The sequence below is a fragment of the Vicingus serpentipes genome (assembly GCF_007993035.1).
Lineage (GTDB): Bacteria > Bacteroidota > Bacteroidia > Flavobacteriales_E > Vicingaceae > Vicingus > Vicingus serpentipes.
In genome coordinates this window covers 426,977-451,835 of sequence record NZ_VOOS01000001.1, presented here as the reverse complement: position 1 = coordinate 451,835, position 24,859 = coordinate 426,977, and the positions used below count along the sequence as shown (strand labels likewise).

Sequence of the window (24,859 nt, the reverse complement as noted above, 5' to 3'; positions counted from 1 at the left end):
ATCACTTACTAAACTGAGCTTTTGTATTGTAAATTGGGTTAATTTCAACTAAATTTGAATTCTTAAAAAAATATCAAATCAATGACATTAATAAAATCAATTTCAGGTATAAGAGGAACAATTGGAGGTAATCCAAATGAAGGTTTAACTCCTTTGGATATAGTTAAGTTTACTTCTGCTTTTGGTTCATGGATAAAGCAAAGAAACAAAAACGGTAAAACCAAGATTGTGATTGGTAGAGATGCTCGTATTTCTGGAGAAATGGTTCAGCATTTAGTTGTAGGAACTTTACAAGGATTAGGAATTGATGTTGTTGATTTAGATTTTTCAACAACACCAACTGTTGAAGTTGCTGTATCAATGGAAAATGCTAATGGAGGTATTATTCTAACGGCTAGTCATAATCCAAAGCAATGGAATGCCCTAAAACTTTTAAATGAAAAAGGCGAATTTATTTCAGGTGAAGATGGTGAAGAAGTTCTAACAATGGCAGAGCAAAGTGCATTTAGCTATGCTGATGTTGATGATTTAGGAACTTACATAAAAGATGATACCTATTTACAAAAACACATTCAAGCAGTTTTAGACTTGCCTTTAGTAGATGTTGATGCAATTAAAAGTAAAAACTTTAAAGTAGCAATTGATTGTGTAAACTCTACAGGAGGAATCTTTTTACCAGCTTTATTAAAAGCATTGGGTGTTGATAATGTTTTAGAAATTTTTTGCGAACCAAATGGTCAATTTCCTCATAATCCAGAACCATTACCAGAGAATTTAACTGAGATTGCTTCACAAATAAAGGCTCAAAAAGCTGATGTAGGATTTGTTGTTGATCCAGATGTTGATCGACTAGCTATAGTATCTGAAAACGGTTATATGTTTGGAGAAGAATATACATTAGTAGCTGTCGGTGATTATATTATGAAAAACACACCAGGTAATGCAGTATCTAACTTGTCATCTACAAGAGCATTAAGAGATGTAACGGAGAAAAACGGAGGTACTTATTATGCATCAGCAGTAGGAGAGGTAAATGTGGTAAATATGATGAAAGCCCAAAATGCAGTAATTGGAGGAGAAGGAAATGGAGGGATTATTTATCCTGAATTACATTATGGAAGAGATGCTTTAGTTGGAATTGCTTTATTTCTAACACACTTAGCAAAATCAAACATGACTTGTTCGGAATTAAGAAATTCTTACCCAAACTATTTTATTTCTAAAAACAAAATTGAATTAACACCAGAAATTAATGTTGATGATATTTTGGTTAAAATGGAAGAGAAGTACAAGAACGAACAAGTAAATACAATTGACGGGGTAAAAATAGATTTTGCCAGCGAATGGGTTCATTTACGAAAATCAAACACAGAGCCTATTATTAGAATTTATTCTGAAAGTAATTCGATGGAATCAGCAGATGCTTTAGCAAATAAAATTATAGCTGATATTAAAGCGATAATTTAATTTTTGAAATCCAACTTAGGTTTAAAAAAGAGCTCTTTTATTAAGATTAAAAGACTTTTTTTGCAAATAGAAATAAGCAATTAAAAAAGAATGAAAATATATTTAGATAACGCAGCAACTACTCCTATCGATCCTCAAGTTGTACAAGCAATGCTTCCAATTTTAGAAAATAATTATGGGAATCCATCTTCAATTCACTCTTTAGGAAGAGAGAGTAGAGTTATTATTGAGCAAGCGAGGAAAAAAGTAGCATCATTTATAAATGCTGCGCCCTCAGAAATATTTTTTACAGCTGGAGGTACCGAGGCAGATAATATGGTTTTAAGAAGTGCTGTTAACGATTTGGGTGTTAACCATATCATTACTTCACCATTAGAGCACCATGCAGTAATTGATACTGCTGAACATCTAGGCAGTGGAGAAACTGTTAAATTAAGTTTGGTTAAGCATGATGCAAAAGGTCATGTTGATTTAGTTTATTTAGAAGAACTTTTAGCCGATAATAAAGACAAGAAAACATTGGTTTCATTGATGCATGCTAACAATGAAATAGGAAATAAAATATCGCTTGAAAAAGTAAATGCTCTGTGCAAAAAATATGGAGCCTATTTTCATTCTGACACAGTACAAACAATGTGTCATTATAAATTTGATGTAAGAGAGTTGGGTGTAGATTTTTTAACTTGCTCTGCGCATAAATTTCATGGGCCTAAAGGAGTTGGGTTTTTATTTATAAACCAAGATGTACAAATAAAACCAATAATAACAGGAGGAGCCCAGGAAAGAAATATGCGCGCTGGAACTGAAAATATTTATGGTATTGTGGGTTTAACTAAGGCAATGGAAATAGCAAATGAAAACATAGAGGAACATCAAAATCATATACAAGGTCTAAAAACCTATATGATAGAACAACTAGAAAAGCAAGTTCCAGGAATTTCATTTAATGGAGATCCAAAAGGAGAGAGTTTATACACTGTTTTAAATGTAACTTTTCCGAATAGCGAAATGGATGAAATGCTTTTATATAATTTTGATATAGAAGGAATTTGTGTTTCTGGAGGTAGTGCTTGTTCTTCTGGAAGTAATATTGGTTCTCACGTATTAAGAGGAATTAACGCAGATATGACCAAACCAGCTGTTCGTTTTTCGTTCAGTAAATTCAATACAAAAGAAGAGTTGGATATAACATTGAATGTAATAAAGGAATTATTTTCCATAAATGCTTAAATGATGAAAGTTACGTTTTTAGGAACAGGAACATCACAAGGAGTACCAGTTATTGCTTGTGACTGTGATGTGTGCCTTTCTGAAAACGAAAAAGATAAACGATTAAGAAGTTCTATTTTAATCGAAGAAAAAAATCAAACGATTGTTATTGATACTGGACCAGATTTTAGACAGCAAATGCTTCGTGAAAATGTTCAGCAATTAGATGCGGTAGTTTTTACTCATGAGCACAAAGATCATATTGCAGGTTTGGATGATGTTAGGGCATTTAATTTTAAGCAAAAAAAGGATATGCCAATCTATGCAACTGATGAAGTTCAAGAGGGATTAAAAAGAGAATTTTTTTATGCTTTTGCAGATAAAAAATATCCAGGAGTGCCTTTGTTGGAGTTAAAAACTATCGGTTCTGAATCTTTTAGAATTGGAAATGTTGAATTTATTCCAATTGATGTTTGGCATTATAAAATGCCAGTAAAAGCATTTCGTATAAACAACTTTACATACATTACCGATGCTAATAGGATAGAAGAGAGTGAAAAAGAAAAGATAAAAGGTTCGGAAATTATTGTAATAAATGCGTTGCGAAAAGAACCTCACATTTCTCATTTTACGCTTGATGAAGCTATTGAATTGTTAAAAGAATTAAATCCTAAAAAGGCTTATTTAACTCATATTAGTCATTTACTTGGTAAGCATGAATTGGTTAATCAAGAATTACCCGAATTTATTGAGATAGCTTATGATGGTTTAATCATCGATTGTTAAAGAATTGACGATTATAGTTTAAATACTTTCAACAAAATCAGAAAATACTTTTTTGTGCATATCTAAATCCATATTAGAAGAAAGAGCTACACGTGCAATATAGTCTTTATCACCTTCTTTAGTTGTTCCTTGAGTAGAAGTTGCTGGAATTGTCCAATAACACCCTTTAAGTTGCCCATAACTTACACAATACTTACTTTCATTAGGTATTTGGGTAATCATTAAGTTGATTAATTTTAAATTTAACTCTCTTTTATAGGTTTCTCTTGCTTCATCGGTACTACCCTTTGTAGGAAGGTCTAATGAAAATACTGATGGAGTAAATCCTTGTTCTGCTAATTCTTCTGAAACAAAATTAATTTTAGCCGTTGGTAAAGTTTTCTTAATAAAGTTTACAAATTCACGAGTATTTTTATAAGCATCATGTATTCGTTTATTCATAGATGGCAATTGGTTAGCCAATATTTCATATTGAAGATTAGTAGCCTCATTATCGCAAAGATTTAGATGTAACTCTATTTTTTCCATCAAATCTTCTGTTTTTTTATTTCCAACACAATAGCCTGCTGTGCACATTCCGCCACTCGGAAATTTAGAACCACTTGCGTAAGAAATAGTTCTTACTGAAGAAAGTATATCATCTTCTCCTAAAAAGTGAACATTAGGGCAAAATGTTTGATCTAAAATAAAAACTGGATCAATAGCAGTTTCACCACTTGCAGTTACACGAGTTTTACTAAGTACATCTCTTAATTTATTTAGGTCAGGAACTTCAACTCTAGGGTTAGTTGGTATTTCAGCGATGATGTAGGGGATAGCATCTTCGTTGGCAATTTTTGCTAAAACAATTTCAATGCTTTCTACCATGTTATGGTCACCATCTACTGGTAAATCTACCACTTCAACATTACTAATACAGGCAGCTACTCTTCTTGCTTGGTCATTTGTACCACCATAGCAGTTTGGAGGCACAACAAATTTTATTGATTTTCCTTTATGATTTTCTTGGGCATGGTCTATTAATCCCATCATTATAGCATATTGTATAGATAACCCACTAGAACCAACTAATGCTTTTGTAGCTGCATTAGTAATTTCATGAATAGAATTTAAAACCGATACTTTATTTGTTTCAACATTACTTTTTTTATTGTCAAAAGCAGTTTGATTAGTAAGTATTCTTAATGCTTCAAGACAATTAGCAGGGGTCATGGCAATGGTTTCTCTTCTTCTTACATGCTGAATTTCTGAGATATAAGCTTCATTTTTTTCACCATTAACAACTAAAATACTTCCTAGATTATCATTTACATTTATGAAAAAGTCAACGTTGGGAGTAAGTTTAAAATTATGAATGTCTTCTTGTTTTGAAATGAAAACAGTAGTTCCGTTAAATTCCGAAATAGAAGATGGATTATCAACTTGTTTTAATTCAAAGTTATAACCATAAACACGCTTTACTAAATCAGCATCAAAAAATACAGGTAATGTTCCAGTATAAAGGATTTGGGTGCTCTTATTCGTTAATAAATTCTTTCTTAGAATAGCTAAAATAGGAGTTGTTTTGGATGAGAAGCTAATTACATTATCAGCCTTTAAATTATTTAAATTGGCAATTCCCCATTCTAGCAAGCAAGATAGAGGGTGGCCAAGGCGAATATAGTCGTAAGCAGTTGGTAATTCATTTAAAGCTGAAGGTTCAGAATTATTAGTCTTAAACAAGTTTTCTAGTTGTTCTAAGAATTGAGTTTTGGCTAATTTTTCTTCATAAATATCTAAACGATGTGTAGTAATGCTCAACCATCCAGTTGGCATATTTTTTAAAACATCTTTAATAAAATTTAGCAATTTACTAGCTTCCATAATCTTCAATTTTAGAGAAGTCAAAAGTATACATTAAATCCATTTATTTTAAATGAGATACTGCACGTTTTATAACTAAATGGAGTAGAGGGTGAAGGAAAAAGTAGTTCTTTCTTAATTATCTCAATCTAAAAGAGACTCCAAGTCCAGCATACCAAAAATCAGTATCTATCCAGCCTCCGTTTACATCAAACTGAATATCTCTTTTTGGAATCCATGTAAATCCACTATGAATTCTATTTATAAGTGGATCGTTGTAATACTCAGCGAAATAAGTAAACTTTTTACTCAGCGGAACACCAATTAGGGCTATATTATAAATAGCTCCATTGTAGCCGAAATTATATGTAATAAATATGCTTTTAAAACTTTTAGTCATAGCAACCCTATAATCATCAGCATTTTTTATTAAATCTCTATTGTAAATAAAAGAAGCACCTATTCCTAATGCTGAACCTTCAGGCTCCATTACTATAAATTTAGCTCCGACAGTATTTAAATCTGTATAATCTGTAAAAGCTCTTAATTCAACTCTACTTGATACTGATCCTCTAACAAATGTTCCAGAACTTACAGTTTCCGAATTTTCATAATAATCAACTCCATTTTCAAACTGAATCATGTTTGGAATTATTATAGAATATGATTCAGTTAATGTAGGTCGTTGTGCATCAATTGTACCTTTGTCATCAACATTTTGAGAATAGCCTATAAAAGTTGTTGTTATTAATACAATTAAGATTATTATTCTTTTCATGAGTTATAGGTTAGGTAACATGTTCTTTTTTTGGAGATGATATTTTTTATTTTGCTTTTATTATGTATTGATAAGGAAGTAAGTCAACATTAACTTCAAAATTGATATAGCCAGCTTTTTTAAGTTCAGCTATTACTTCATCTATAGAAACTTTATGATTTGTAGGTGGTCCAACAGGGACATCTGTTTTAAAAAAATCAATAATCACCAATTCACCATTTGCCACAATACCTTTTTTAACTTTTGAAAAATACTCGCTTCTATTTTCTATATGATGATAAGTATTTACTATTAGAGCTATATCTACTTCATTGTTCGCTAAACTAGGGCTATCATAAGGTATTTTTCTAAGCTCTATGTTTTGGAGTTTATTTTCTTCAATTCGATTTTTTAGTGCAGCTTGTAATTCATCACTAACATCTGCAGCAATTACTATGGCACCTTGTTTGGCTAATTTTACTGAAAAATAACCCGAACCTGCTCCAATATCTATTACTTTTTTACCTTTTAATGGTTCAAGATAATTCAGAACTTTTTCAGGTTGCTGATAAGCGTCACGCTCTGGAGATTCAAATCGCTTAATCAATTCTTCGGTAGAAGATTGATGCATGTGTTCGTTAGCTAAATTTGTTGTGTTATTTTCATCTTTTTTATGGTGATGTTGCTGAGCAAATACAGTAGATGAAACCATTAAGGTAATTATGCTTGAAAGGATGATTGTTTTCATTTTACATTTACTTTGAATTTTTATTAACGTTCCGGCTAAAAAGCGTTGCTGTCCCGCAGGGCAGCTATGATTTTTTAGCTATTGTTGTAAACTGTTTTTCTTTTTTTAAACCTCTTAATTTCAACAAATTAATATGTGATAAAATTCCACCCCAATACGAAGTTTGATTTGGGGTTATGTTGTTTCTTAGCAAAATATCGTACAGAATTCTGTTCAATTTCGGATAGTAAATATGGTGGTAGTGCGGAAATATATGGTGAGCAATATGATTGTTAAAACCCCCAAGAATAAAATTTGCTGTTTCGCTGAATGGATGCATATCATTTGAGCTTTTAACCTGATTCATCAACCAACTTGTACGAATATATCCATTCTTATCAGTCTCTGGGTATTCAGTTTTTTCAACATGATGTGTCATGAAAAAAGTTAGAAGAAGAAATAAAGACTGTATCAAATGCATCAGGATAAAAGCGATTATAACGATTTGCCAAGCTTGGTTTGAAAAAAGAATAGGCAGTGCAAGGAGATAGCTTAGATAAACAGCCTTTTGCGTCCAAAAAGATAAATGGTAATTAAAATCCTTCTTTTGGTTGTAAGTGTCTTTTGAAAAAAGGATAACGAAGTCTTTGATAAATATCCAATACATTGAGTAAGATGTGTAGGCAAATGGAGCGTAGAAATGCTGAAAACGATGATACCAATGATATTCGCTTTTAGGAATTACACGAATGAGCGAAGTGATATTTAAGTCAGAGTCATAGTCTTTTACGTTCGGAGCATAGTGGTGAGAACCTACATGTCTTTCTTTCCATGCTTCTGCATGTGCCCCAACAAGTGTATAAATAAGTGTAAAACACAGGTTGTTGAGTTTTTTACTCTTGAAAATAGTATTGTGAGAGAAATCATGAGAGAAGTTAAAGGCGAATAATAGGACAGTCAGCCCGTAAAATATGAAGTAGCTAATAAATAGGTATGGGTTGTTGGTTTGGAATAGTAAAGTATAAAACAGCACTGAGAAAGAGCTGTAAAAAATGAATTTACCCCATATTCTTAACCTAAAGGCAGATTGGTTTACTTTCAATTTCTCATCAACTTCTCTATAAATGGTCTTTAAGAGTTCGCTGTGCTCTGGGATATGTAAGTGCTTATCTCTCAAAGGGAGCAGGTGTAAATGATTGATTTGTGCCCATTCTTTTTAAAAATCTAAAGTGCGAAGCCAAGGATTTTCGGTAAGGCATCTCCATATAGACTAATCCATGCTTTTTAGCTAAGGCACGAAAAACAGGAAGTATCTCTAAGTAGTGAACATGGCAAATATTAGGTAGCAAGTGATGCAGTGCATGAGCATTGAAACCGCCTAAAGTCCAATTGAAGAAAATGCTGCCTGCATTATAGTCAACAGAAGTGCACATCTGCAATTTTGGCCAACTCATATTTAGTTTATTATCGTCATCGGCAACAGGGTGTTCAACATAATCTGACAAATGGGAGACTCCCAAAACACCTACAAATAATAGCGAAACCATAAAGTGATTTAGCAAGAAAGCCAAAAGAACTGTCCCCCATCCAAAAGGCAAGAGGTAGACTGGCAGAAAAATCATATATCCAATGTACAGAAGTTTATAGATTATGAGTTTAGCCACTTCTATTTTCGGTATTTCTATTTTGATAGTTCTGCTTGAATAGTTAAATAACATTGAAGTTTCACGCAGGAAAAACCAATTGATAGAGTATAGCAAATACAAAAATGGAGCATATAGAAACTGATAACGATGAAACCATTTTAAATCTTGGCTTTCTGTCATTCTGAACAAAGGATTATTTAGAACGTCAATATCACTTCCTTCTACATTGGTATATAAATGGTGTGATTCGTTATGGTTCTTGCCCCATACGTAAGCATTGTTCCCCTGAAGGTTAAAACTGAGAGAGAATAGAAGCTTATTCCAAAACTTGCTTTTAACAGCAACTCCATGGGCAGCATCGTGTGAGATATTAAATGCTGTTAATAGCACAGAAAGTCCCATCAATAAGTAAAACACGTAAAACCCCAAACTGGTAGTACTGGTAATCATAAGCGTGTAGAACAGAATATCAAGACTGAAATACAAAATGATTTTGAACATCATTTGTTTATTTCCACTTCTGGCAATTCCTTTTTCAACGAAGTACTTTTCTACTTCGCTGTTCAGTTCTTTATAGAACTCTGAACCTTCGTCTTTCGAGAACTTTAATTTATTCACTTCTGGTTCTTTTAATAGTTTACAACATCCGAATAAACACTATTGTGTTTATTAACGTTTGTAGTCGTTTGTAAATATTTGTACTTAAATAAAAGTAGTAAAAATATAAAAGCCATACACTTAGTATGGCTTTTATAGCATAAATTTAAGTGTTTATTCTGCTGGTGAGCTCATAAACTCACCCGTTTCATTTTGCTTTACTAATGTCCAACCATCGCTTCCGCTAGTTTCTAACCACACATTATTTTGTTTTCTAAACACTTGTGCATGTACGCCAAACTTTTCTTCAAAAGCTCCTTCAACTTCACTAACTAGCATTTCAGCATTTATTATTAAATCGCCTTCATTGTGTTTTTGTCTAATTTCTCCCAAGGTTTTATTTTCATCAATCATATCTGCTTTAGCAGAAGGTTCTCCAACTTGGTGAGGTTTGGTAAAAAACTCCAACTTTAAAAATTCAAACGAATTGGTAAATTCATTTTTTATTGCCTCAATTGTTTTGCTATCATCAATATGTAATTTCATAATTTGTTGTTTTTAATTTTGGTATAAATTACGGTTACATTTTTCTAAAAATCTATGATATTTGTTAGTTTAAGCAATCATTTACACTTTTTCAGCGGTTTTATTTCTAAACACAAATTGTCCTTCAAACTGGTCTAAAACTATATCCGATTCAGGTTGAACTTTTCCAGCCAATAATTGTTTAGACAGCTCATTTAAAATGGTTTTCTGTAAAACTCTTTTTACTGGTCTAGCACCAAATTGTGGGTCGTAACCGATTTCAGCAATATGAGCAACAGCTTCATCTGTATAGCTTAGTGTAATATTGTTTTTAGTTAACAATTTGGCTAAACTGTTCAATTGTAATTTTACTATTGCTGTAATGTCATTCTTTGTTAAAGGAGTAAACATTATTGTTTCATCAATTCTATTCAAAAACTCTGGTCGAATTGTTTTTCGTAATAAGCCAAACAGCTCTATTTTTGTTTTTTCAATTACACTTTCTCTATCAACATCACCTAAGTTTTCAAAGCTTTCTTGTATAATGCTTGAGCCAATGTTAGATGTCATTATGATTATTGTATTTTTAAAGTTGACTACTCTACCTTTGTTGTCGGTTAATCTTCCATCATCTAACACTTGTAACAAAATATTAAACACATCAGGATGAGCTTTTTCTATTTCATCCAACAAGACAACCGAGTAAGGTTTACGTCGAACTGCTTCTGTTAATTGTCCGCCTTCATCATAACCAACATAACCCGGAGGCGCACCTACCAATCTTGAAACAGAATGTTTTTCCTGGTATTCACTCATGTCAATTCTAGTCATGGCATTATCATCGTTAAACAAATATTCGCTTAATGCTTTAGCTAGCTCCGTTTTACCAACTCCAGTTGTACCTAAAAATATAAATGAACCAATTGGTCGTTTTTCATCTTGTAATCCAGCTCTACTTCTTCTAACTGCATCAGCAACTGCAGTAATGGCTTCTTCTTGTCCAACAACTCTTTTATGCAATTCGTCTTCTAATCTTAGCAATTTTACTCTATCGCTTTCTAACATTTTAGTTACCGGTATACCAGTCCATTTAGAAATTACTTCAGCAATTTCTTCAGGGGTAACTTCTTCTTTTATCATTTTAGAAGTTGATTGAATTTCAATTAATTGAGCTTTAAAGTCGTTTAGTCTATCTTCGGCTTCTTTAATTTTTCCATATCTAATTTCAGCAACCTTACCAAAATCACTGTTTCGTTCAGCTTGTTCGGCTTCGTATTTTAATGCCTCAATTTCATCTTTCGATTTTTGAATTCCATCAATAACATCTTTTTCGGCTTGCCATTTTGCAGTTAAGCTTCCTTTTTCTTCGTTTAGGTTTGCTAACTCTTCTTTAATTAAGTTTAGTTTTTTCTCATCTTTTTCACGTTTAATGGCTTCACGCTCAATTTCTAGTTGCATTATTCTGCGTTCTATTTCATCTAAAGCTTCAGGTTTAGAGTTAATCTCCATTCTTAGTTTAGAAGCAGCTTCGTCAATTAAATCAATAGCTTTATCTGGTAAAAAACGATCAGAAATGTAACGCTGAGATAGTTCAACAGCGCTTATAATTGCAGAATCTGTAATCTGAACTTTATGGTGCGATTCGTATTTTTCTTTAATTCCTCTTAAAATCGAAATGGCATCTTCAGTATTTGGTTCATCAATCATTACTTTTTGAAAACGACGCTCTAATGCTTTATCTTTTTCAAAGTATTTTTGATACTCATTAAGAGTTGTTGCACCAATTGCTTTTAACTCGCCTCGAGCCAAAGCAGGTTTTAAAATGTTGGCAGCATCCATAGCGCCATCTCCGCCACCAGCTCCAACTAAAGTGTGTATTTCATCAATAAATAACACAATATTGCCATCAGCACTAATAACTTCTTTTACTACTGCCTTTAGTCGTTCTTCAAATTCTCCTTTGAATTTTGCTCCAGCAATTAAAGCACCCATATCTAAAGAAAAAATTTGCTTGTCTTTTAAGTTCTCTGGAACATCACCCTGAATAATACGGTGTGCTAAACCTTCTGCGATAGCTGTTTTACCTACACCAGGTTCACCAATTAAAATAGGATTGTTTTTAGTTCTTCGAGATAAGATTTGTAATACTCTTCTAATTTCTTCATCTCTACCAATAACAGGGTCTAATTTATTTTCTTTAGCTAATTCGTTTAAGTTTTTAGCGTATTTATTTAATGAGTTGTAAGTTTCTTCTTGACTTTGTGAGGTTACTTTCTCGCCTTTTCTTAACTCATTAATAGCAGCTTTCATTTCTTTTTCTTTTACTCCATTATCTTTCAATAATTGAGCAACTGAATCTGACCCAGCTAATAAGCCTAATAATAAATGTTCTATTGAAACATATTCGTCTCCAAACTCTTTAATTAAGCTAGTTGCTTTTTGAATGGCTTTATTTGTGTTTTGTGATAAGTACTGACTTCCACCAGAAACTTTTGGGTATGATTTTATAATGCTATCTAATGTTTGTTTTAAGATAGAAATGTTTACGCCCAATTTCTTTAAAATAAAAGGGGTTACGTTTTCATCTACTTCTAAGATTCCTTTTAAAACGTGTCCTGTTTCTATGCTTTGGTGTTCAGAACCTAATGCAATTTGTTGGGCTTGTTGAATAGCCTCTTGCGATTTAATTGTGAAATTATTTAAGTTCATAATTGTATTGTTTTTAGTTCATTAATGTTGCATCAATTTATAATCCAATAAGAGATTTAGCCCTTTTTTATGATAAAATGGCAGCTTAATTTAATTTTAGCTGATAAAATGGCAGTTTCTAAAGTGAATTGAAATTATAAGTTTTACTTAATGATAAATGACTAACTTCGTTATAAATTAAAAAAAAGATATATAAGATGGAATACGAACAAATGAAAACTCCTGAATTTCCTAAAAATGGATTAAAAGTAGTATTAACAGTTGCATTGGGATTTATTTTTCTTATTGTGATGTGGAAGAGTTCAGTAACAATTAAAGCTGGTGAAGGGGGAGTTTTGTTTAAAACATTTGGTAATGGTATTGAATTAGATAATGTTTACGGTGAAGGTTTTCATATTATGGCTCCTTGGAACAAAATGATAACTTATGAAGTTCGTCAACAAGAAGCAATGGAAAAAATGGCTGTTCTTTCATCAAACGGATTAGAAATTTCAGTTGAGGTTTCTACGTGGTACCAACCTTTATACAATAAATTACCACAATTACATCAAGAAAAAGGGCAAGATTATTTAAATAGAGTAGTTCGTCCTTCTATTCGTTCAGCTACGAGAAGTGTAATTGGTCGTTACACTCCGGAAGAAATTTACTCTTCAAAAAGAGATGTAATTCAGTCTGAAATATATGAAGAGACAAAGAAAATTTTAGACAAGCAATTTATTCAAATGAATGAAGTACTGGTTAGAGATATTACTTTGCCTGCAACAATTAAAACTGCAATTGAAAGTAAATTGAAGCAAGAACAAGAATCTTTAGAATATGAGTTTAAGCTTCAAAAAGCTCAAAAAGAAGCTGAAAAAGTAATGATTGAAGCTAAAGGTAAAGCTGAGGCTAATAGAATCTTAAATGCTTCATTAACTCAAAATATACTTCAAGAAAAAGGAATTGAAGCTACGTTAGAATTAGCTAAATCACCAAATTCTAAAGTTGTTGTTGTAGGAGGTAAAGATGGATTACCTTTAATATTAGGAAATAATTAAAATGAGAATATTATTTATAACTATTAGTTTTTTGTTTTTGGTTGGATGTTCATCTGATCAAAAACAAAAAATTAATGATGCAAGTGTCTCAGGTAATGATACTTTAGTATTTTATAACGAGGCTAAAGAAGAAGCTAATTCTTTTCAGCAATTATTAAAAGTTGTTTACACTTCAGATTCCACAATATGGTTTGCTTTAGATTTTGTGAATTCTTCAGGAAACAAAACTTTAGTGGGAGAGGGGATAGATTTATATTATAATCTTGATCCAGAAATTGATGAAATTAATGGTGAAGCTCAACCTGTGTTAGAATTTGAGACAACAGATTCAAATAAAGGTTTATTTATTCGAGTGGATATGATGGAGCAGAAATTTGCTAAAATTTTAACAAGTCCAGATTATACTTCAAAAGAAATACCTTTGGATGTTGTTTTAATGAAAAGGTAACTCCTTTATTTCACTTTAAAACTTAGCAGTTTTTTATCTTCGATATAACAATCTACTTTATCATTTCGATGAATAGGTCCAACTCCAGCAGGTGTTCCTGTAAAAATGTAATCTCCAATTTTTAATGTAAAAAATTGAGAAACATAGGCTATAATAGTATCTACATCAAAAAGCATGTTTTTTGTGTTTCCTACCTGTCTAGTTTCTCCATTTATTTGAAGACTAAAATTTAGATTATTTAAATCATCAATTTCATCTAGTGTAATAAAATTTCCAGTTGGTGCAGAACCATCAAAGGCTTTCGCTTTTTCCCATGGTAAACCTTTTTCTTTACATTGTTGTTGAATATCTCTTGCTGTAAAATCTACACCAACACTTATTTCATTATAGTATTTATGAGCAAATTGTTTGTTAATGTGTTTTCCTAATCGATTAATTTTAACAACTAATTCTACTTCATAATGAACATCTTGACTAAAGCTAGGAATTACAAAAGGGTTTCTTACGGGTATTAAAGCTGTATCTGGCTTTAAAAAGAAAACAGGTTCTTTTGGAACTGGATTATTAAGCTCTTTAGCGTGATCAACATAATTACGACCGATGCAAATTATTTTCATAAGTTATTAATTTAAAAGTTCAGCAGCTTCTTTTCCTATTAATGAGCCTATTGCAACACCCATACCACCCATTCGAACTGCACAAACAATATTTTTTGAATAATGTTTCACAATATTTTGTTTAGTATCGCCAACTCCCATAATTCCTGACCAAGTATATTCAATTTCATACTTTGTGTTAGGTAAAATTACTTCTTTCAGTAGTCTTTTTAATTCATCAATAATCAACGGAGTATTTTCTAGATTAGTTGTTTTTTCTCCTTCAAAATCTAAATTTCTTCCACCACCAAAAAGCACTCTATTGTGAATATTTCTAAAGTAATAATATCCTTTATCGTAATGGAAAGTACCTTTAAAAGGTAAATTTTCAATTGGTTTAGTAATAATAACTTGAGCTCTTGCTGGATCTACATTAAGTTCTAAAAGTTGCTTTGCAAATCCGTTAGTTGCTACAACAACTTTTTTAGGGTATAAATTCGGTGTTGAGTTTGTAGTTATCTCAACATTATTTTCATTATCATTAATGCTAGTAACTAGTGTGTTATTAATGATTATGATACCTAACTCTTGAGCTAAACGTGTTAGAGAGGTCATCATTTTGCCAGTATCAATCTGACCCTCGTATTTGTTTTTTATAACCCCATTAATATTGTTAAATCCATAAGTGTTAGAAACATTCGAGTAGGTTTCAGCACCAACTATTGAAGTTAAATTTTTATTTAAATAGTTAATTTTATCTAAGCAGGTATTATATAGCTCTTGGTCGTTATTAGTAAATAATTCTAACCCATAATTATTTTGAAAATCTAAATTTTTATCGCCAATCAATTGTCGCAATTCTTGTAACCCTTTCCATCTTTTATCAACCAAAGAAAAAACGTTTTCTTCAGAGTTTGTTGTTAAGTCATCAAGTAATTCACTTACACTTCCAAAACAAGCAAAACCAGCATTTTTTGTACTAGCTCCGTTTGGTAATACACCTCTCTCTAGAATGAGAACTTTAGCAGTAGGATTCTTTTTTTTGAAATTTATTGCAGTATTTAAACCAACGATTCCAGAACCAACTACTAACAAATCAATTGAATTAAAATAGCTGTTGTTTTCCCAATAACTAAATTTACTTTGCATGATGTTAATTTTTCAATGCTCTTAATCGAATTGCAGTCAAAACTTTTTTAGTGTATAATGGAAAGTCTCCATTCATCATCCAATTATAATAACCAGGTTCTCTAACTAAAACTTGTTCAACCGGAACATCTTTATGTTTTCCAAAATTAAAAACTTCAACTCCGTCTTCGTTATAGATTATTCGACCTAATAAATCAGCATTATTAGTTCGTTGAGAAAATTCAGCTAAAAATTTGACATCATTTTCTAACTCATCATATTTTTCAATTTGTGCTTCTAAAATTTCGTAAGTAGCCAATGTGTCTGCTTCAGCACTATGAGCATTGTCTAAATTTTTATCACAATAGAACTTATATGCAGCAGATAAGGTTCTTTGCTCCATTTTATGGAAAATATTTTGAACGTCAACTAACTTTCTTTTAGAAATATCAAAATCTACATCAGCTCTTAAAAATTCTTCAGCAAGAAGAGGTACATCAAATTTGTTTGAATTAAAACCACCTAAATCACAACCTTCAATAAATGCAGAAAATTCTCTAGCAACTTCTTTAAATGTTGGTTTGTCAGCTACATCGGCATCTGTAATGCCATGAACGGCTGATGATTCTATCGGAATTGGGATAGTAGGGTTAATTAATTTTGTTTTGATTTCTTTCCCTCCATCAGGAAGAATTTTCACAATTGAGATTTCTACAATTCTGTCTGTAGCGATGTTTATTCCAGTTGTTTCTAAATCGAAAAAAGCAAGTGGTTTACTTAATTTTAATTTCATTTAAATTTAAAGGGTAATTTGTTTATTGATAATAAGATTAAGGTGTAACAGTAAATTCTATAGTAGTAAATGGAACGAAGTCACTTTTACCAATTACATAAACATCTTGATTTTTTGGTGCAAATCCAGGAGCGTCAATTAAAATATTATAGCTACCAGGTTTTAATATCATAACAAAGCTACCATTTTTAGGGTTTGGAGTGTATGTTCCAATTTCTTCTTGCGTTCTATTGTCAATAACACTTACAAAAGCATCAGTAACTGCTTCTGTAGAACCAGAAGGAATAATTTTTGATTTATATACGGTTTGTCTTGTATCAATTTCATTAAATGTAACTCTATAAATATCTTTATCACCTTTGCTGTCTGGTCTCCAAGCAGAAATATAGGCACTTGCTTGGTCTTCTAAAAATGAAATACAAATATCATCATCAGGAGTATTTAGTGGGTATCCTAAATTTTCTGGTTTAGACCATGAATTAGTTTCAGTATTCCATGTAGACTTAAAGTAATCGAATCCACCCATACTATTGTGTCCCTTTGATGAATAGTAAAGTGTTTTTCCGTCATAAAATAGATTTGGAAAATCTTCATCATATGGAGTATTGATATTTTCACCTAAATTTTGTGGTTCGGCCCATTCTCCAGTAGGAAGTTTTTTAGTCATATAAATGTCTTTTTTGCCTAATCCTCCATCCCTGTCACTTGCAAAAAATAAAGTATTTCCATCAGCAGAAATTGATGCAGAACTTTCAAAACCTTTAGAATTTACATTTTCTCCCATTTTCACCTTCTTTTTAAACTTAAAATCTTTGATATCTGCTTCGTAAATATCACCTACATTATTGATGTCATCAAAATAGATAAATAATTTATCTGCATTATATGACAATCCTACAGCCTGATCATCATAAGTTGAATTTATTAAAGAACTTGCTTTTTTGGATTTATCAAACTGTCCACTATCTACTTTACTATAATAAATAGCAGAAGGGTAGTATCCATCAAATTCTCTAACACCACTTTTACGTCTAGAGGTAAATACCATGAAAGATTCGTCGGGAGTAATAAAAGGATAGTAGTCCGGATATTCTGTATTTATTTCATCGCCTGCATTTTCAAAAGTAATGTCAACAGGAGCATTAACTAGCTTTTGAGCATTTTTAACCATTTCAATTTCACGGTCAACTTCATTTTGTCTAGTACCTTCTCCAGAAGATTTGTATTTTTCATAAGAATCTAACGCTTCATCTAACTTTAAATTAAGATGGTATGCCTTGGCTAAGAAAAAATTAACATCTGGGTCAGATTTTCTTTCTGAAGCTATTTCTAAAAATTTAACAGCTTCTCTTTTATCTCTATCTGTAAATAAAACACACAATCCTGCTTTATATGGATAGTCGATATTCTTAGGATCTTTCTCGATTAATTTCTTATAAACTACTAGAGCATCAATATAATTCCCAAATTTAAAATGTTCTGCAGCATCTTCAGGTATTGCTTTTTGTGAATAACCATAAAAGGATAAACTAAAGCAAGTAAGGAGTAATATGTAATTTTTAAACGGTTTCAAAAAAGTAAAATTTCTAAGTTATAGGCAAAGTTTATACCAAAACATAAATATATTACTTTTTAGTAAATATTACAGCACGTTTGCATTGCTAAATGAAAAAGAAACTCGTCTGTTTTTAGCTCTATTAACAGGATTATCAGAACCGTCTGCATTAGTGTTAGGTGCTACAGGATTTTCTTCTCCTTTGTAATTAACTGTAATTTTATTTTTATCTATCCCTTTACTCGTTAAGTATTTAACTGTATTATCTGCTCTCTTTTTTGATAATTCAATATTGTACTCTTTACTTCTTTTTTCAGATGCTTCAATAGTAAATGGTACTTTACGTTTTGCAAATATTTTATTATTCAATTCGATATCACGTTTTCCATCAGTATATCCGTTAATAGTTATATTAACAGTTTTACCATTTTCAGACTTTAAGAAATCGATAATTTTATTTAACTCTTTTTTACTATCTGTTTTCAAAGATGATTTATCAAAATCAAAATAAATATCTTCAAAAGATGGTATTTCAACTCCAGCAATAATTTCTATTGGCTTTTCAGTTTTAATTGTATCAGAAACAACAATATAGTTTAGTTCTGTATTGTTAGGATCTATTGTTCTAGATAATGCTAAAATTTCTTTGTCAGGATCTAAAACAAAAGGAAGTTCATTAGTAATTGAACTAGTTTCTAAAGCACCACTTTTTTTATAGTTATCAACTTCTTTGGTTACATCAAAAAATGAATTCTTAACTGTTGCAACTTGATAGTATTGAGAATCAATTTCTATTTGTTCTAAAGCAATTTCACTATACTGTTGAAAATATTCACATTGTTTAGGTAAGTTGATTGAAATTGAATGTTTTTTGAAGCCCTCAACTTCAATAGCTAAAGTATATTCATTTTCAGGTTTTGTTACTAACAAAAATGTCCCATCTTCGTTTGATGTAACTGTATTCACTAGATTGTTGTCTTCAATAGATGTAAGAGTTAGTTTTCCAATTAAAGGTTCTTTTGTTTTATTGTTGTATGCTATCCCTCTAATTTCTGTGTTTTCTAGATTGTCACAGTCAAAACTAAAAGAGTATAAATCCATATCTCCATTTCCTCCTTCTCTAGAAGAAGAAAAGAATCCGTTTTTTTGTTCAACGTCAGCAGTGTAATAAATATCATCAGCAGGAGAATTTATTGGGATTCCTAAATTAGTAGGTGTTGTCCACTCCTCATTTATTAATTCAGATTTAAAAATATCGTAACCTCCAACACTAGTATGTCCCTTTGAAGAAAAGAAAAGCGTTTTACCATCTTCAGTTAAATATGGAGCATCTTCATCTTTACTTGAGTTAATATTTGTACTTAAAATTACAGGATCACTCCATTCTCCATTACTAGATTTTATTGATTTGTAAATATCCTTACCACCAATTCCATCTTTTTTCTCAGCAACGAAAAAAGCAGTATTACCATCTGCTGTTAATGTAACACTAGGAACATTGAATTTACTTGCATTTACATTATCGTCTAACTTTTTTAAACCACTCCAAGTACTTCCATCATAAGTCGATTCCCAAACAGCATCATTCTTATAAGTATATAAAGTTTTTTCATCTAATGAATAAGTAATACTAGCATCATGTTTTTTTGTATTTACATTATCTGGCAAATATTTTTTAACCTCATTTTGGTCTGTTACCATAACCCAACCATTCTCTGTTTTTTTGGCTACATAAATATCTTCGTATGGAAGTAAATCTCCTTTATCTAATCTATTGCCATTAATTTTTCTTCTAGATGTAAATAATAAAACATTGTCTGTTTTATATAACACAGGAGCATACTCTCTATCTATTGTGTTTATTGTACTTCCAAGGTTAGAAATTTTAATGTTTGGATCAATTTCGTTTGTATACTTTATTCCGTTTTCATTATAAGTAGTTTCATCAACAATTTCATTTTTGAGTTCATCACCAACTTTTTTACCATAAATTATGTAAGGATCGAACTTAGTAAAAGTCTTACTAGATTTATCAAACTCACTATTTAATTGGTAAGATTTACCAAGATAATAATACATTTCAGGAATTGTATCTCCCTTTAAATTTTCAATAGCAGCTTCAAATAAAGGTGTAGATTTTCCTCTTTCAAAAGTTGAAAAATAATAACTCAATCCAGCTTCAAAATTATAGATGCTATTTGATGGAGAAGCATTTACTAATTTCAAGTACTTTTCTTGGGCATCTTTATATTTTTCTTTTGTTAAACTTTTTCTAGCTTGACGTAGTATTTTTTTTTCTTTTATGCTCTCTTGAGCATTACTGTTAAAATTTAATACTAACAAGAAAATGCAAAAACCTCTTAAAAAGAGGTTTTTGATAATGTAATTCAAAATTCGTTTCATCGATTATTTTAATCTAATAATAACGTATTGATATTTTTCATATATTGACTTATTCTCATAGTCACCATTATACTTAGGTCCTTGAACTAAGCTCTTAGCTTTTTTAAACGTAATGTTACTTTCACTAATGCCATTATCCTTTAATGATTTTAGGATAACATTTTTAGCTTCTTGAGCTCTATTTTCAGCTAAGTGTTTATTTGTTTTGTAAGTTCTTGTTGGAACTTTCGATGCACTGGCTTCTATTTCAATAGTAATTTTACTACCAATTTTTGCCTTATTGATTAAATCAATATACTTAGTATTAGAAGTGTTAATAGTTTTAATATTATAGTTGAAAAATTCTTGATATGAAGCTAATTCTTTATTATTAGTAGAAATATCATTTATTGAAGGATCATTTGTTGAATTATCTTCATTAGTAGCTATTTCAGTATCATCGCTTTCGTTTAATATTGGTAATTTATCTGCTGCGCCAGCTGGTAAAGCTTTAAATAACCTTCTATTTTTATTCTTTTTAATAGCTAGCATTACTTTCTCACCATTAGAATTAACAACATATACTTTAGCATTATTAACGAAATCATCATCTACACCATCTAGTTTAACTAGATAATATTCGTCAGGTTTTAAGTTTTTGAATTCAAAAAATCCTTTATCATCAGAAGTCGTTGATTCTAAAAGGTTGTCATTTTCATCCAATAAGCTAATTTTAGTTCCTGATGCTAATAATTTTTTATATTCAATGAATCCTTTCAAATAAGTTATCATATCATTTTGTTCACCAAAAACAACATCTTGTAATTCAATTCCTCTATTAATTTCTTTAAATGAAGATACTGGAGGTACATATAAATCTTCCTCTTGTGTATATTCAGCTGCAGCATAAACTATATGATAGTCCATATTAGGCTCTAATATGATACTGAATTTACCATCTCTTTTTCTAGGCTTGAAAATTCCGATTAAATTTCCTGTAGCATTGTCAGTAACGGTAATTTGAGCATTCTCAGGTAATGTTTCTTCTCCAATAACTCTAATAATACCAGTTAACAAGGTTAGTGGTTTTTCCTCTGCATCTACAAGTGAAATCATATAGATATCTTTTTCTCCCATTCCTTTATCTTGTGTTGATGAGTAATAACCTCTTTTTCCATCAGCAGAAGTAACAAAAAATACGTCATCATCAGTTGAATTAACTGGGTAGCCTAAATTAACAGGAACTCCCCAAGTTTCTGTTTCTTCATCAAACTCAGAGTAAAAAACATCAAAGCCACCAATACTTGTATGTCCTTTTGAACTGAAGTATAATGTTTTCCCATCTGGGTGTATGAAAATACCATCTTCATCATACTTTGTATTTATAGCAGTACCTAAATTTTGAGCTTTAGCCCATTCTCCATTAGGTAATTTTTTACAAAAATAAATATCTTGACCTCCGATGCCATTTTCTCTATCACTTACAAAATAAAGGATTTTTCCATCTGGGGAAATTGCTGCATGAGTTTCATCTGCATCTGAATTAATATCAGATCCTAACAATGATGGAGTTGTCCATTCACCATCTACATTATTTGAAGAGTATAAGTTTCCGTTTCCATTATCGTCTTTGTAAATAAATAAAGTTTGTCCATCCATAGACATATTAATCGTAGCTTCATGGTATTCTGTATTAATCGATAATGGTTGTGGATCACTCCATGTTCCATCAATATTTTCAGACATAAAAATATCTTCATAATACATTCCATCATTTTCATCTTTAAAGAAATAATTTGAGCTATCTGGTCTTAATCTTCTTGAAGTGAAATAGATTATTGACTCATCTAATGAAAGAATAGGACTGTATTCTGGGTATTCAGTATTTATTTTATTACCTAAGTTATTTACAATAATATTTACTGGGTTTTTAACCGCTAATTGTGCATTTGCACATTGTTGTTTATAGTGCTCTAACTCATCAAAAAGATAGTGCTTCTTAGAAATTTTTCCTTGAAAAGTTGTATAGTTTTCCATGGCTTTATCAAGCTCATAGTTAAGATGGTAAGCCTGAGCTAGATAAAAATAAGATTCAACTGGAGCTTGTTTTTCTCCATTTGAAAATGGATCGTAGTTGTTTGTTGTATTTTCTGCAGCTTTTACTAAATATGGTAATGACTTATTTTTTTCATTTGCAGAATGCATATAACAAACACCAATTTTATAATTAACATTATTGTTGTCAGGCTGCTCAAGATTTAACTCTAGCCATATAGGTAGAGCTAGGTTATAAGTACTCTCTTCCATTAAAGTATTTGCTTCAAGAAATTTCTCATTAAAAGAATCTTGAGCTTTAGTTAAGGTAACGCTTAAACAAACAAGTAATAGTAGTAATATTTTTTTCATCGGTTTTTCTCTATAATTCTTACAAATATATTTTATTTGAAGTACTTAACAAAATTTATAATTTCAACTACCAATTAACTATATTTCTCGATTAACATCAAATTCTTCAAGATAATCAGCCACTCTTCTTACAAACATACCTCCTAAAGCACCATCAACAACTCTATGATCGTATGCGTGTGATAGGAACATTTTGTGTCTTATTGCAATAGCGTCTCCTTGCGGAGTTTCAATAACAGCAGGTATTTTACGAATAGCTCCTAAGGCTAAAATTGCAACTTGAGGTTGATTAATAATTGGAGTACCCATTACATTACCAAATGTACCAACATTTGTAACTGTATATGTTCCACCTTGAATATCGTCTGGAGCTAATTTGTTATTTCTAGCTTTGCTGGCTAGCCCATTTACTTGTTTTGTAATTCCAACCAAGTTTAATTGATCTGCGTTTTTAATTACAGGAACAATTAAATTACCACTTGGTAAAGCTGTTGCCATTCCTAAATTAATGTTCTTACGTTTAATAATGTTATCACCATCAACAGAGACATTTATCATTGGAAAATCTTTAATTGCTTTAACAATTGCTTCCATGAATATAGGAGTAAACGTGATTTTTTCGTTTTCTTGTTTTTGGAATTTATCTTTTACTTTGTTTCTCCACATTACAATATTTGTAACATCTGCTTCTACATAAGAAGTAACATGGGGAGAAGTATGTTTAGACATTACCATATGTTCAGAAATAAGTTTTCTCATTCTGTCCATCTCAATAATTTCATCACCTTCCATTACAGGAACGCTTGCTTTTTTAACTGGAGCAGCAGCTGATTTTTCAACTTGTGGAGCAGCAGCTGGAGCAGGAGTTGACGCAACTGTTGGTTGAGCAGCAACTTGTCCATTACTTCTGTTAGGTAAATAATTTAAAATATCTTTTTTAGTAACTCTGCCCTCGGCACCAGTTCCATTTATACCCTCTAATTCACTAATAGAAATTCCTTCTTTTTCGGCTATACTTCTTACTAAAGGAGAGAAAAATTTATTTGAAGAAGATGCAGTAATTTTCTCTGTTGAAACAGATGCAATAGTAGGAGTGGTAGCAACCTCTGCAGCGGGAGCGGCTGCAGGAGTACTTGAAGCTACTGGTTCTGCAGTATCACCTTCTGAACCAATAATTGCAATGGCTTGCCCTACTTGAACTACATCACCTTCATTAAATAATTTTTTAATTAAAATACCTTCGCTTGTAGATGGTACTTCAGAGTCAACTTTGTCAGTCGCTATTTCTACAACTGCTTCATCTGCTTCAATCGTATCTCCAACTTCTTTTAACCAGTTTGTAATCGTTGCTTCTGCAACACTCTCGCCCATCTTAGGCATAATTAATTCTACTTGTGCCATGCTATATTGTTTTATGTAAGTCTAGTTTTTTTCTGAAAGTCACAAAAATAGGGTAAAAATTCTATTTTTCCATAAATAAAAAGCTGTATTTTCGTTTTTAAATTACCCTTGGTACAACTACTTGTAAATGCTTTTTAAATTCCTTTTAATAACTAGTTTTTTTGTTCAAAGTTTAACGCTTATAGGCCAAAAAAATGCCATAAAGAGTTTTAAAAAAATAAGTTGCCCTGAAAAATGGTGGGTTATTACTCATCCGTTTGTGGCAAAAAAGGCATTAAAAGTTTCTCAAATAGCTCGTTTAAAAACAGATTCAATTAAAACAAACAATATTTTAAAAGGTGTTGGTAATGGCGATCAATTAGATGCATTTAGACATACTTATTGGATGGCAAGTTTAACTCAAATTATTGGACAGCGAAAAGCAAAACGATTGGGCATTGCACATGAAAAAGGGAATAAAAGAGATTTTAAAAATGGGAATAAAGAGGAGGGAAGTTTGCCAGATAAAATAAGTTCTGAAATGGATTTATTTAATAATGAAGTAGGTCTGAAAATTGGAAAAGAGAGTCCAAAAAATCTAGAGCAACTGATTGTGAAGGAAATAAAAAAAGGCAGTTGTAAAATAATTAAAAAAGACGAAAATGGTAACTTTTTAGATTGCGATGCTAATGTAATTTCAACGGAAAGCTTAATAGGAAAGTGGGATAATAAAAAGTGTTTGGTAAGTAGTAATGAGTGATTTCGTTTAACGTTTTGTGTATGGACAGTAGGGCAGGTTCGAAACACTTCACTTTCGGATTACCACTTAGCCAAAACAAACGTTTTTACTTTTGATTTTCTTTTTGTTA

20 protein-coding genes are annotated in these 24,859 nt (G+C 31.2%); 6 read left to right on the top strand and 14 right to left on the bottom strand.

The features are described from left to right. Window positions 1–81: 81 nt before the first annotated feature. The 3 genes from glmM (at window position 82) to FRY74_RS01985 (ending at window position 3,462) form a co-directional block, all read left to right on the top strand. A complete protein-coding gene (gene glmM / locus FRY74_RS01995; RefSeq protein ID WP_147098103.1) occupies window positions 82–1,467 on the top strand; it encodes a phosphoglucosamine mutase in 1,386 nt (461 codons plus the stop codon). 90 nt (window positions 1,468–1,557) lie between these two features. Beyond that, on the top strand, window positions 1,558–2,697 hold the full coding sequence (locus FRY74_RS01990) for a cysteine desulfurase family protein (RefSeq protein WP_147098101.1): 1,140 nt from the start codon (window positions 1,558–1,560) through the stop codon (window positions 2,695–2,697). Window positions 2,698–2,700: 3 nt separating this feature from the next. Further along, the gene (locus tag FRY74_RS01985) at window positions 2,701–3,462 is read left to right on the top strand and encodes an MBL fold metallo-hydrolase (protein ID WP_147098099.1); all 762 of its coding nucleotides are present in this window, start codon (window positions 2,701–2,703) and stop codon (window positions 3,460–3,462) included. A gap of 18 nt (window positions 3,463–3,480) precedes the next feature. Here FRY74_RS01985 and FRY74_RS01980 read toward each other — a convergent pair whose 3' ends face one another. The 7 genes from FRY74_RS01980 to clpB all read right to left on the bottom strand — a co-directional run bounded on the left by FRY74_RS01980 (window position 3,481) and on the right by clpB (window position 12,265). Continuing rightward, window positions 3,481–5,325 (bottom strand): PLP-dependent aminotransferase family protein, encoded by a 1,845-nt coding sequence (locus tag FRY74_RS01980; RefSeq protein ID WP_147098097.1) that lies wholly within the window; start codon window positions 5,323–5,325, stop codon window positions 3,481–3,483. A 118-nt stretch (window positions 5,326–5,443) separates the two neighbouring features. Next, window positions 5,444–6,082: a hypothetical protein gene (locus FRY74_RS01975; RefSeq protein ID WP_147098094.1), complete on the bottom strand. Its 639-nt coding sequence runs from the start codon at window positions 6,080–6,082 to the stop codon at window positions 5,444–5,446. Window positions 6,083–6,128: 46 nt separating this feature from the next. After that, window positions 6,129–6,809: a class I SAM-dependent methyltransferase gene (locus tag FRY74_RS01970; protein ID WP_147098092.1), complete on the bottom strand. Its 681-nt coding sequence runs from the start codon at window positions 6,807–6,809 to the stop codon at window positions 6,129–6,131. Window positions 6,810–6,873: 64 nt separating this feature from the next. Continuing rightward, window positions 6,874–7,965: a fatty acid desaturase family protein gene (locus FRY74_RS01965; protein ID WP_170227920.1), complete on the bottom strand. Its 1,092-nt coding sequence runs from the start codon at window positions 7,963–7,965 to the stop codon at window positions 6,874–6,876. Further along, window positions 7,955–9,052, bottom strand: coding sequence for a fatty acid desaturase family protein (locus FRY74_RS01960; RefSeq protein ID WP_147098088.1), 1,098 nt, complete (start codon window positions 9,050–9,052; stop codon window positions 7,955–7,957). Before FRY74_RS01960 ends, FRY74_RS01965 begins: the two co-directional genes overlap by 11 nt. A gap of 153 nt (window positions 9,053–9,205) precedes the next feature. After that, complete coding sequence (locus FRY74_RS01955; protein WP_147098085.1) at window positions 9,206–9,577, bottom strand: hypothetical protein; 372 nt, start codon at window positions 9,575–9,577, stop codon at window positions 9,206–9,208. An 81-nt stretch (window positions 9,578–9,658) separates the two neighbouring features. Beyond that, window positions 9,659–12,265 (bottom strand): ATP-dependent chaperone ClpB, encoded by a 2,607-nt coding sequence (clpB, locus tag FRY74_RS01950; protein ID WP_147098083.1) that lies wholly within the window; start codon window positions 12,263–12,265, stop codon window positions 9,659–9,661. A gap of 197 nt (window positions 12,266–12,462) precedes the next feature. On the opposite strand from clpB, the gene FRY74_RS01945 reads away from it, so the two are divergent. Together FRY74_RS01945 and FRY74_RS01940 are read left to right on the top strand one after the other, a co-directional pair. Further along, window positions 12,463–13,302, top strand: a complete 840-nt coding sequence (locus FRY74_RS01945; RefSeq protein ID WP_147098081.1) for a prohibitin family protein — start codon at window positions 12,463–12,465, stop codon at window positions 13,300–13,302. Window position 13,303: 1 nt separating this feature from the next. Then, window positions 13,304–13,750, top strand: coding sequence for a hypothetical protein (locus FRY74_RS01940; protein WP_147098079.1), 447 nt, complete (start codon window positions 13,304–13,306; stop codon window positions 13,748–13,750). Window positions 13,751–13,755: 5 nt separating this feature from the next. Here the strand turns inward: FRY74_RS01940 and FRY74_RS01935 are convergent, their stop codons facing one another. The 7 genes from FRY74_RS01935 to FRY74_RS01905 all read right to left on the bottom strand — a co-directional run bounded on the left by FRY74_RS01935 (window position 13,756) and on the right by FRY74_RS01905 (window position 24,011). Then, window positions 13,756–14,367 carry a fumarylacetoacetate hydrolase family protein gene (locus tag FRY74_RS01935; protein ID WP_147098077.1) on the bottom strand — a complete coding sequence of 204 codons (612 nt, stop codon included), beginning with the start codon at window positions 14,365–14,367 and terminating at the stop codon, window positions 13,756–13,758. A gap of 6 nt (window positions 14,368–14,373) precedes the next feature. Then, window positions 14,374–15,495: an NAD(P)/FAD-dependent oxidoreductase gene (locus FRY74_RS01930; protein ID WP_147098075.1), complete on the bottom strand. Its 1,122-nt coding sequence runs from the start codon at window positions 15,493–15,495 to the stop codon at window positions 14,374–14,376. A gap of 4 nt (window positions 15,496–15,499) precedes the next feature. Beyond that, entirely contained in the window at window positions 15,500–16,267 is a 768-nt protein-coding gene (locus tag FRY74_RS01925; protein WP_147098073.1) for a 3'-5' exonuclease, read from the bottom strand. Between the two features lie 37 nt (window positions 16,268–16,304). Next, window positions 16,305–17,840 (bottom strand): PD40 domain-containing protein, encoded by a 1,536-nt coding sequence (locus tag FRY74_RS01920; protein WP_147098070.1) that lies wholly within the window; start codon window positions 17,838–17,840, stop codon window positions 16,305–16,307. Window positions 17,841–17,909: 69 nt separating this feature from the next. Continuing rightward, the gene (locus tag FRY74_RS01915; protein WP_147098068.1) at window positions 17,910–20,225 is read right to left on the bottom strand and encodes an OmpA family protein; all 2,316 of its coding nucleotides are present in this window, start codon (window positions 20,223–20,225) and stop codon (window positions 17,910–17,912) included. A gap of 3 nt (window positions 20,226–20,228) precedes the next feature. Then, the gene (locus tag FRY74_RS01910) at window positions 20,229–22,610 is read right to left on the bottom strand and encodes a PD40 domain-containing protein (RefSeq protein WP_147098066.1); all 2,382 of its coding nucleotides are present in this window, start codon (window positions 22,608–22,610) and stop codon (window positions 20,229–20,231) included. A 78-nt stretch (window positions 22,611–22,688) separates the two neighbouring features. Next, window positions 22,689–24,011 carry a dihydrolipoamide acetyltransferase family protein gene (locus FRY74_RS01905; protein WP_147098064.1) on the bottom strand — a complete coding sequence of 441 codons (1,323 nt, stop codon included), beginning with the start codon at window positions 24,009–24,011 and terminating at the stop codon, window positions 22,689–22,691. Window positions 24,012–24,138: 127 nt separating this feature from the next. Here FRY74_RS01905 and FRY74_RS01900 point away from each other — a divergent pair, with 127 nt between their 5' ends. After that, complete coding sequence (locus FRY74_RS01900) at window positions 24,139–24,750, top strand: DUF6973 domain-containing protein (protein ID WP_147098062.1); 612 nt, start codon at window positions 24,139–24,141, stop codon at window positions 24,748–24,750. Window positions 24,751–24,859 lie beyond the last annotated feature (109 nt).

Excerpts from the sequence above, each read along its gene's own strand:
- glmM (WP_147098103.1), top strand. The coding sequence starts at position 82 with ATGACATTAATAAAATCAATTTCAGGTATAAGAGGAACAATTGGAGGT.
- FRY74_RS01990 (WP_147098101.1), top strand. The coding sequence starts at position 1,558 with ATGAAAATATATTTAGATAACGCAGCAACTACTCCTATCGATCCTCAA.
- FRY74_RS01985 (WP_147098099.1), top strand. The coding sequence starts at position 2,701 with ATGAAAGTTACGTTTTTAGGAACAGGAACATCACAAGGAGTACCAGTT.
- FRY74_RS01980 (WP_147098097.1), bottom strand. The coding sequence starts at position 5,325 with ATGGAAGCTAGTAAATTGCTAAATTTTATTAAAGATGTTTTAAAAAAT.
- FRY74_RS01975 (WP_147098094.1), bottom strand. The coding sequence starts at position 6,082 with ATGAAAAGAATAATAATCTTAATTGTATTAATAACAACAACTTTTATA.
- FRY74_RS01970 (WP_147098092.1), bottom strand. The coding sequence starts at position 6,809 with ATGAAAACAATCATCCTTTCAAGCATAATTACCTTAATGGTTTCATCT.
- FRY74_RS01955 (WP_147098085.1), bottom strand. The coding sequence starts at position 9,577 with ATGAAATTACATATTGATGATAGCAAAACAATTGAGGCAATAAAAAAT.
- clpB (WP_147098083.1), bottom strand. The coding sequence starts at position 12,265 with ATGAACTTAAATAATTTCACAATTAAATCGCAAGAGGCTATTCAACAA.
- FRY74_RS01945 (WP_147098081.1), top strand. The coding sequence starts at position 12,463 with ATGGAATACGAACAAATGAAAACTCCTGAATTTCCTAAAAATGGATTA.
- FRY74_RS01940 (WP_147098079.1), top strand. The coding sequence starts at position 13,304 with ATGAGAATATTATTTATAACTATTAGTTTTTTGTTTTTGGTTGGATGT.
- FRY74_RS01935 (WP_147098077.1), bottom strand. The coding sequence starts at position 14,367 with ATGAAAATAATTTGCATCGGTCGTAATTATGTTGATCACGCTAAAGAG.
- FRY74_RS01930 (WP_147098075.1), bottom strand. The coding sequence starts at position 15,495 with ATGCAAAGTAAATTTAGTTATTGGGAAAACAACAGCTATTTTAATTCA.
- FRY74_RS01925 (WP_147098073.1), bottom strand. The coding sequence starts at position 16,267 with ATGAAATTAAAATTAAGTAAACCACTTGCTTTTTTCGATTTAGAAACA.
- FRY74_RS01915 (WP_147098068.1), bottom strand. The coding sequence starts at position 20,225 with ATGAAACGAATTTTGAATTACATTATCAAAAACCTCTTTTTAAGAGGT.
- FRY74_RS01910 (WP_147098066.1), bottom strand. The coding sequence starts at position 22,610 with ATGAAAAAAATATTACTACTATTACTTGTTTGTTTAAGCGTTACCTTA.
- FRY74_RS01905 (WP_147098064.1), bottom strand. The coding sequence starts at position 24,011 with ATGGCACAAGTAGAATTAATTATGCCTAAGATGGGCGAGAGTGTTGCA.
- FRY74_RS01900 (WP_147098062.1), top strand. The coding sequence starts at position 24,139 with ATGCTTTTTAAATTCCTTTTAATAACTAGTTTTTTTGTTCAAAGTTTA.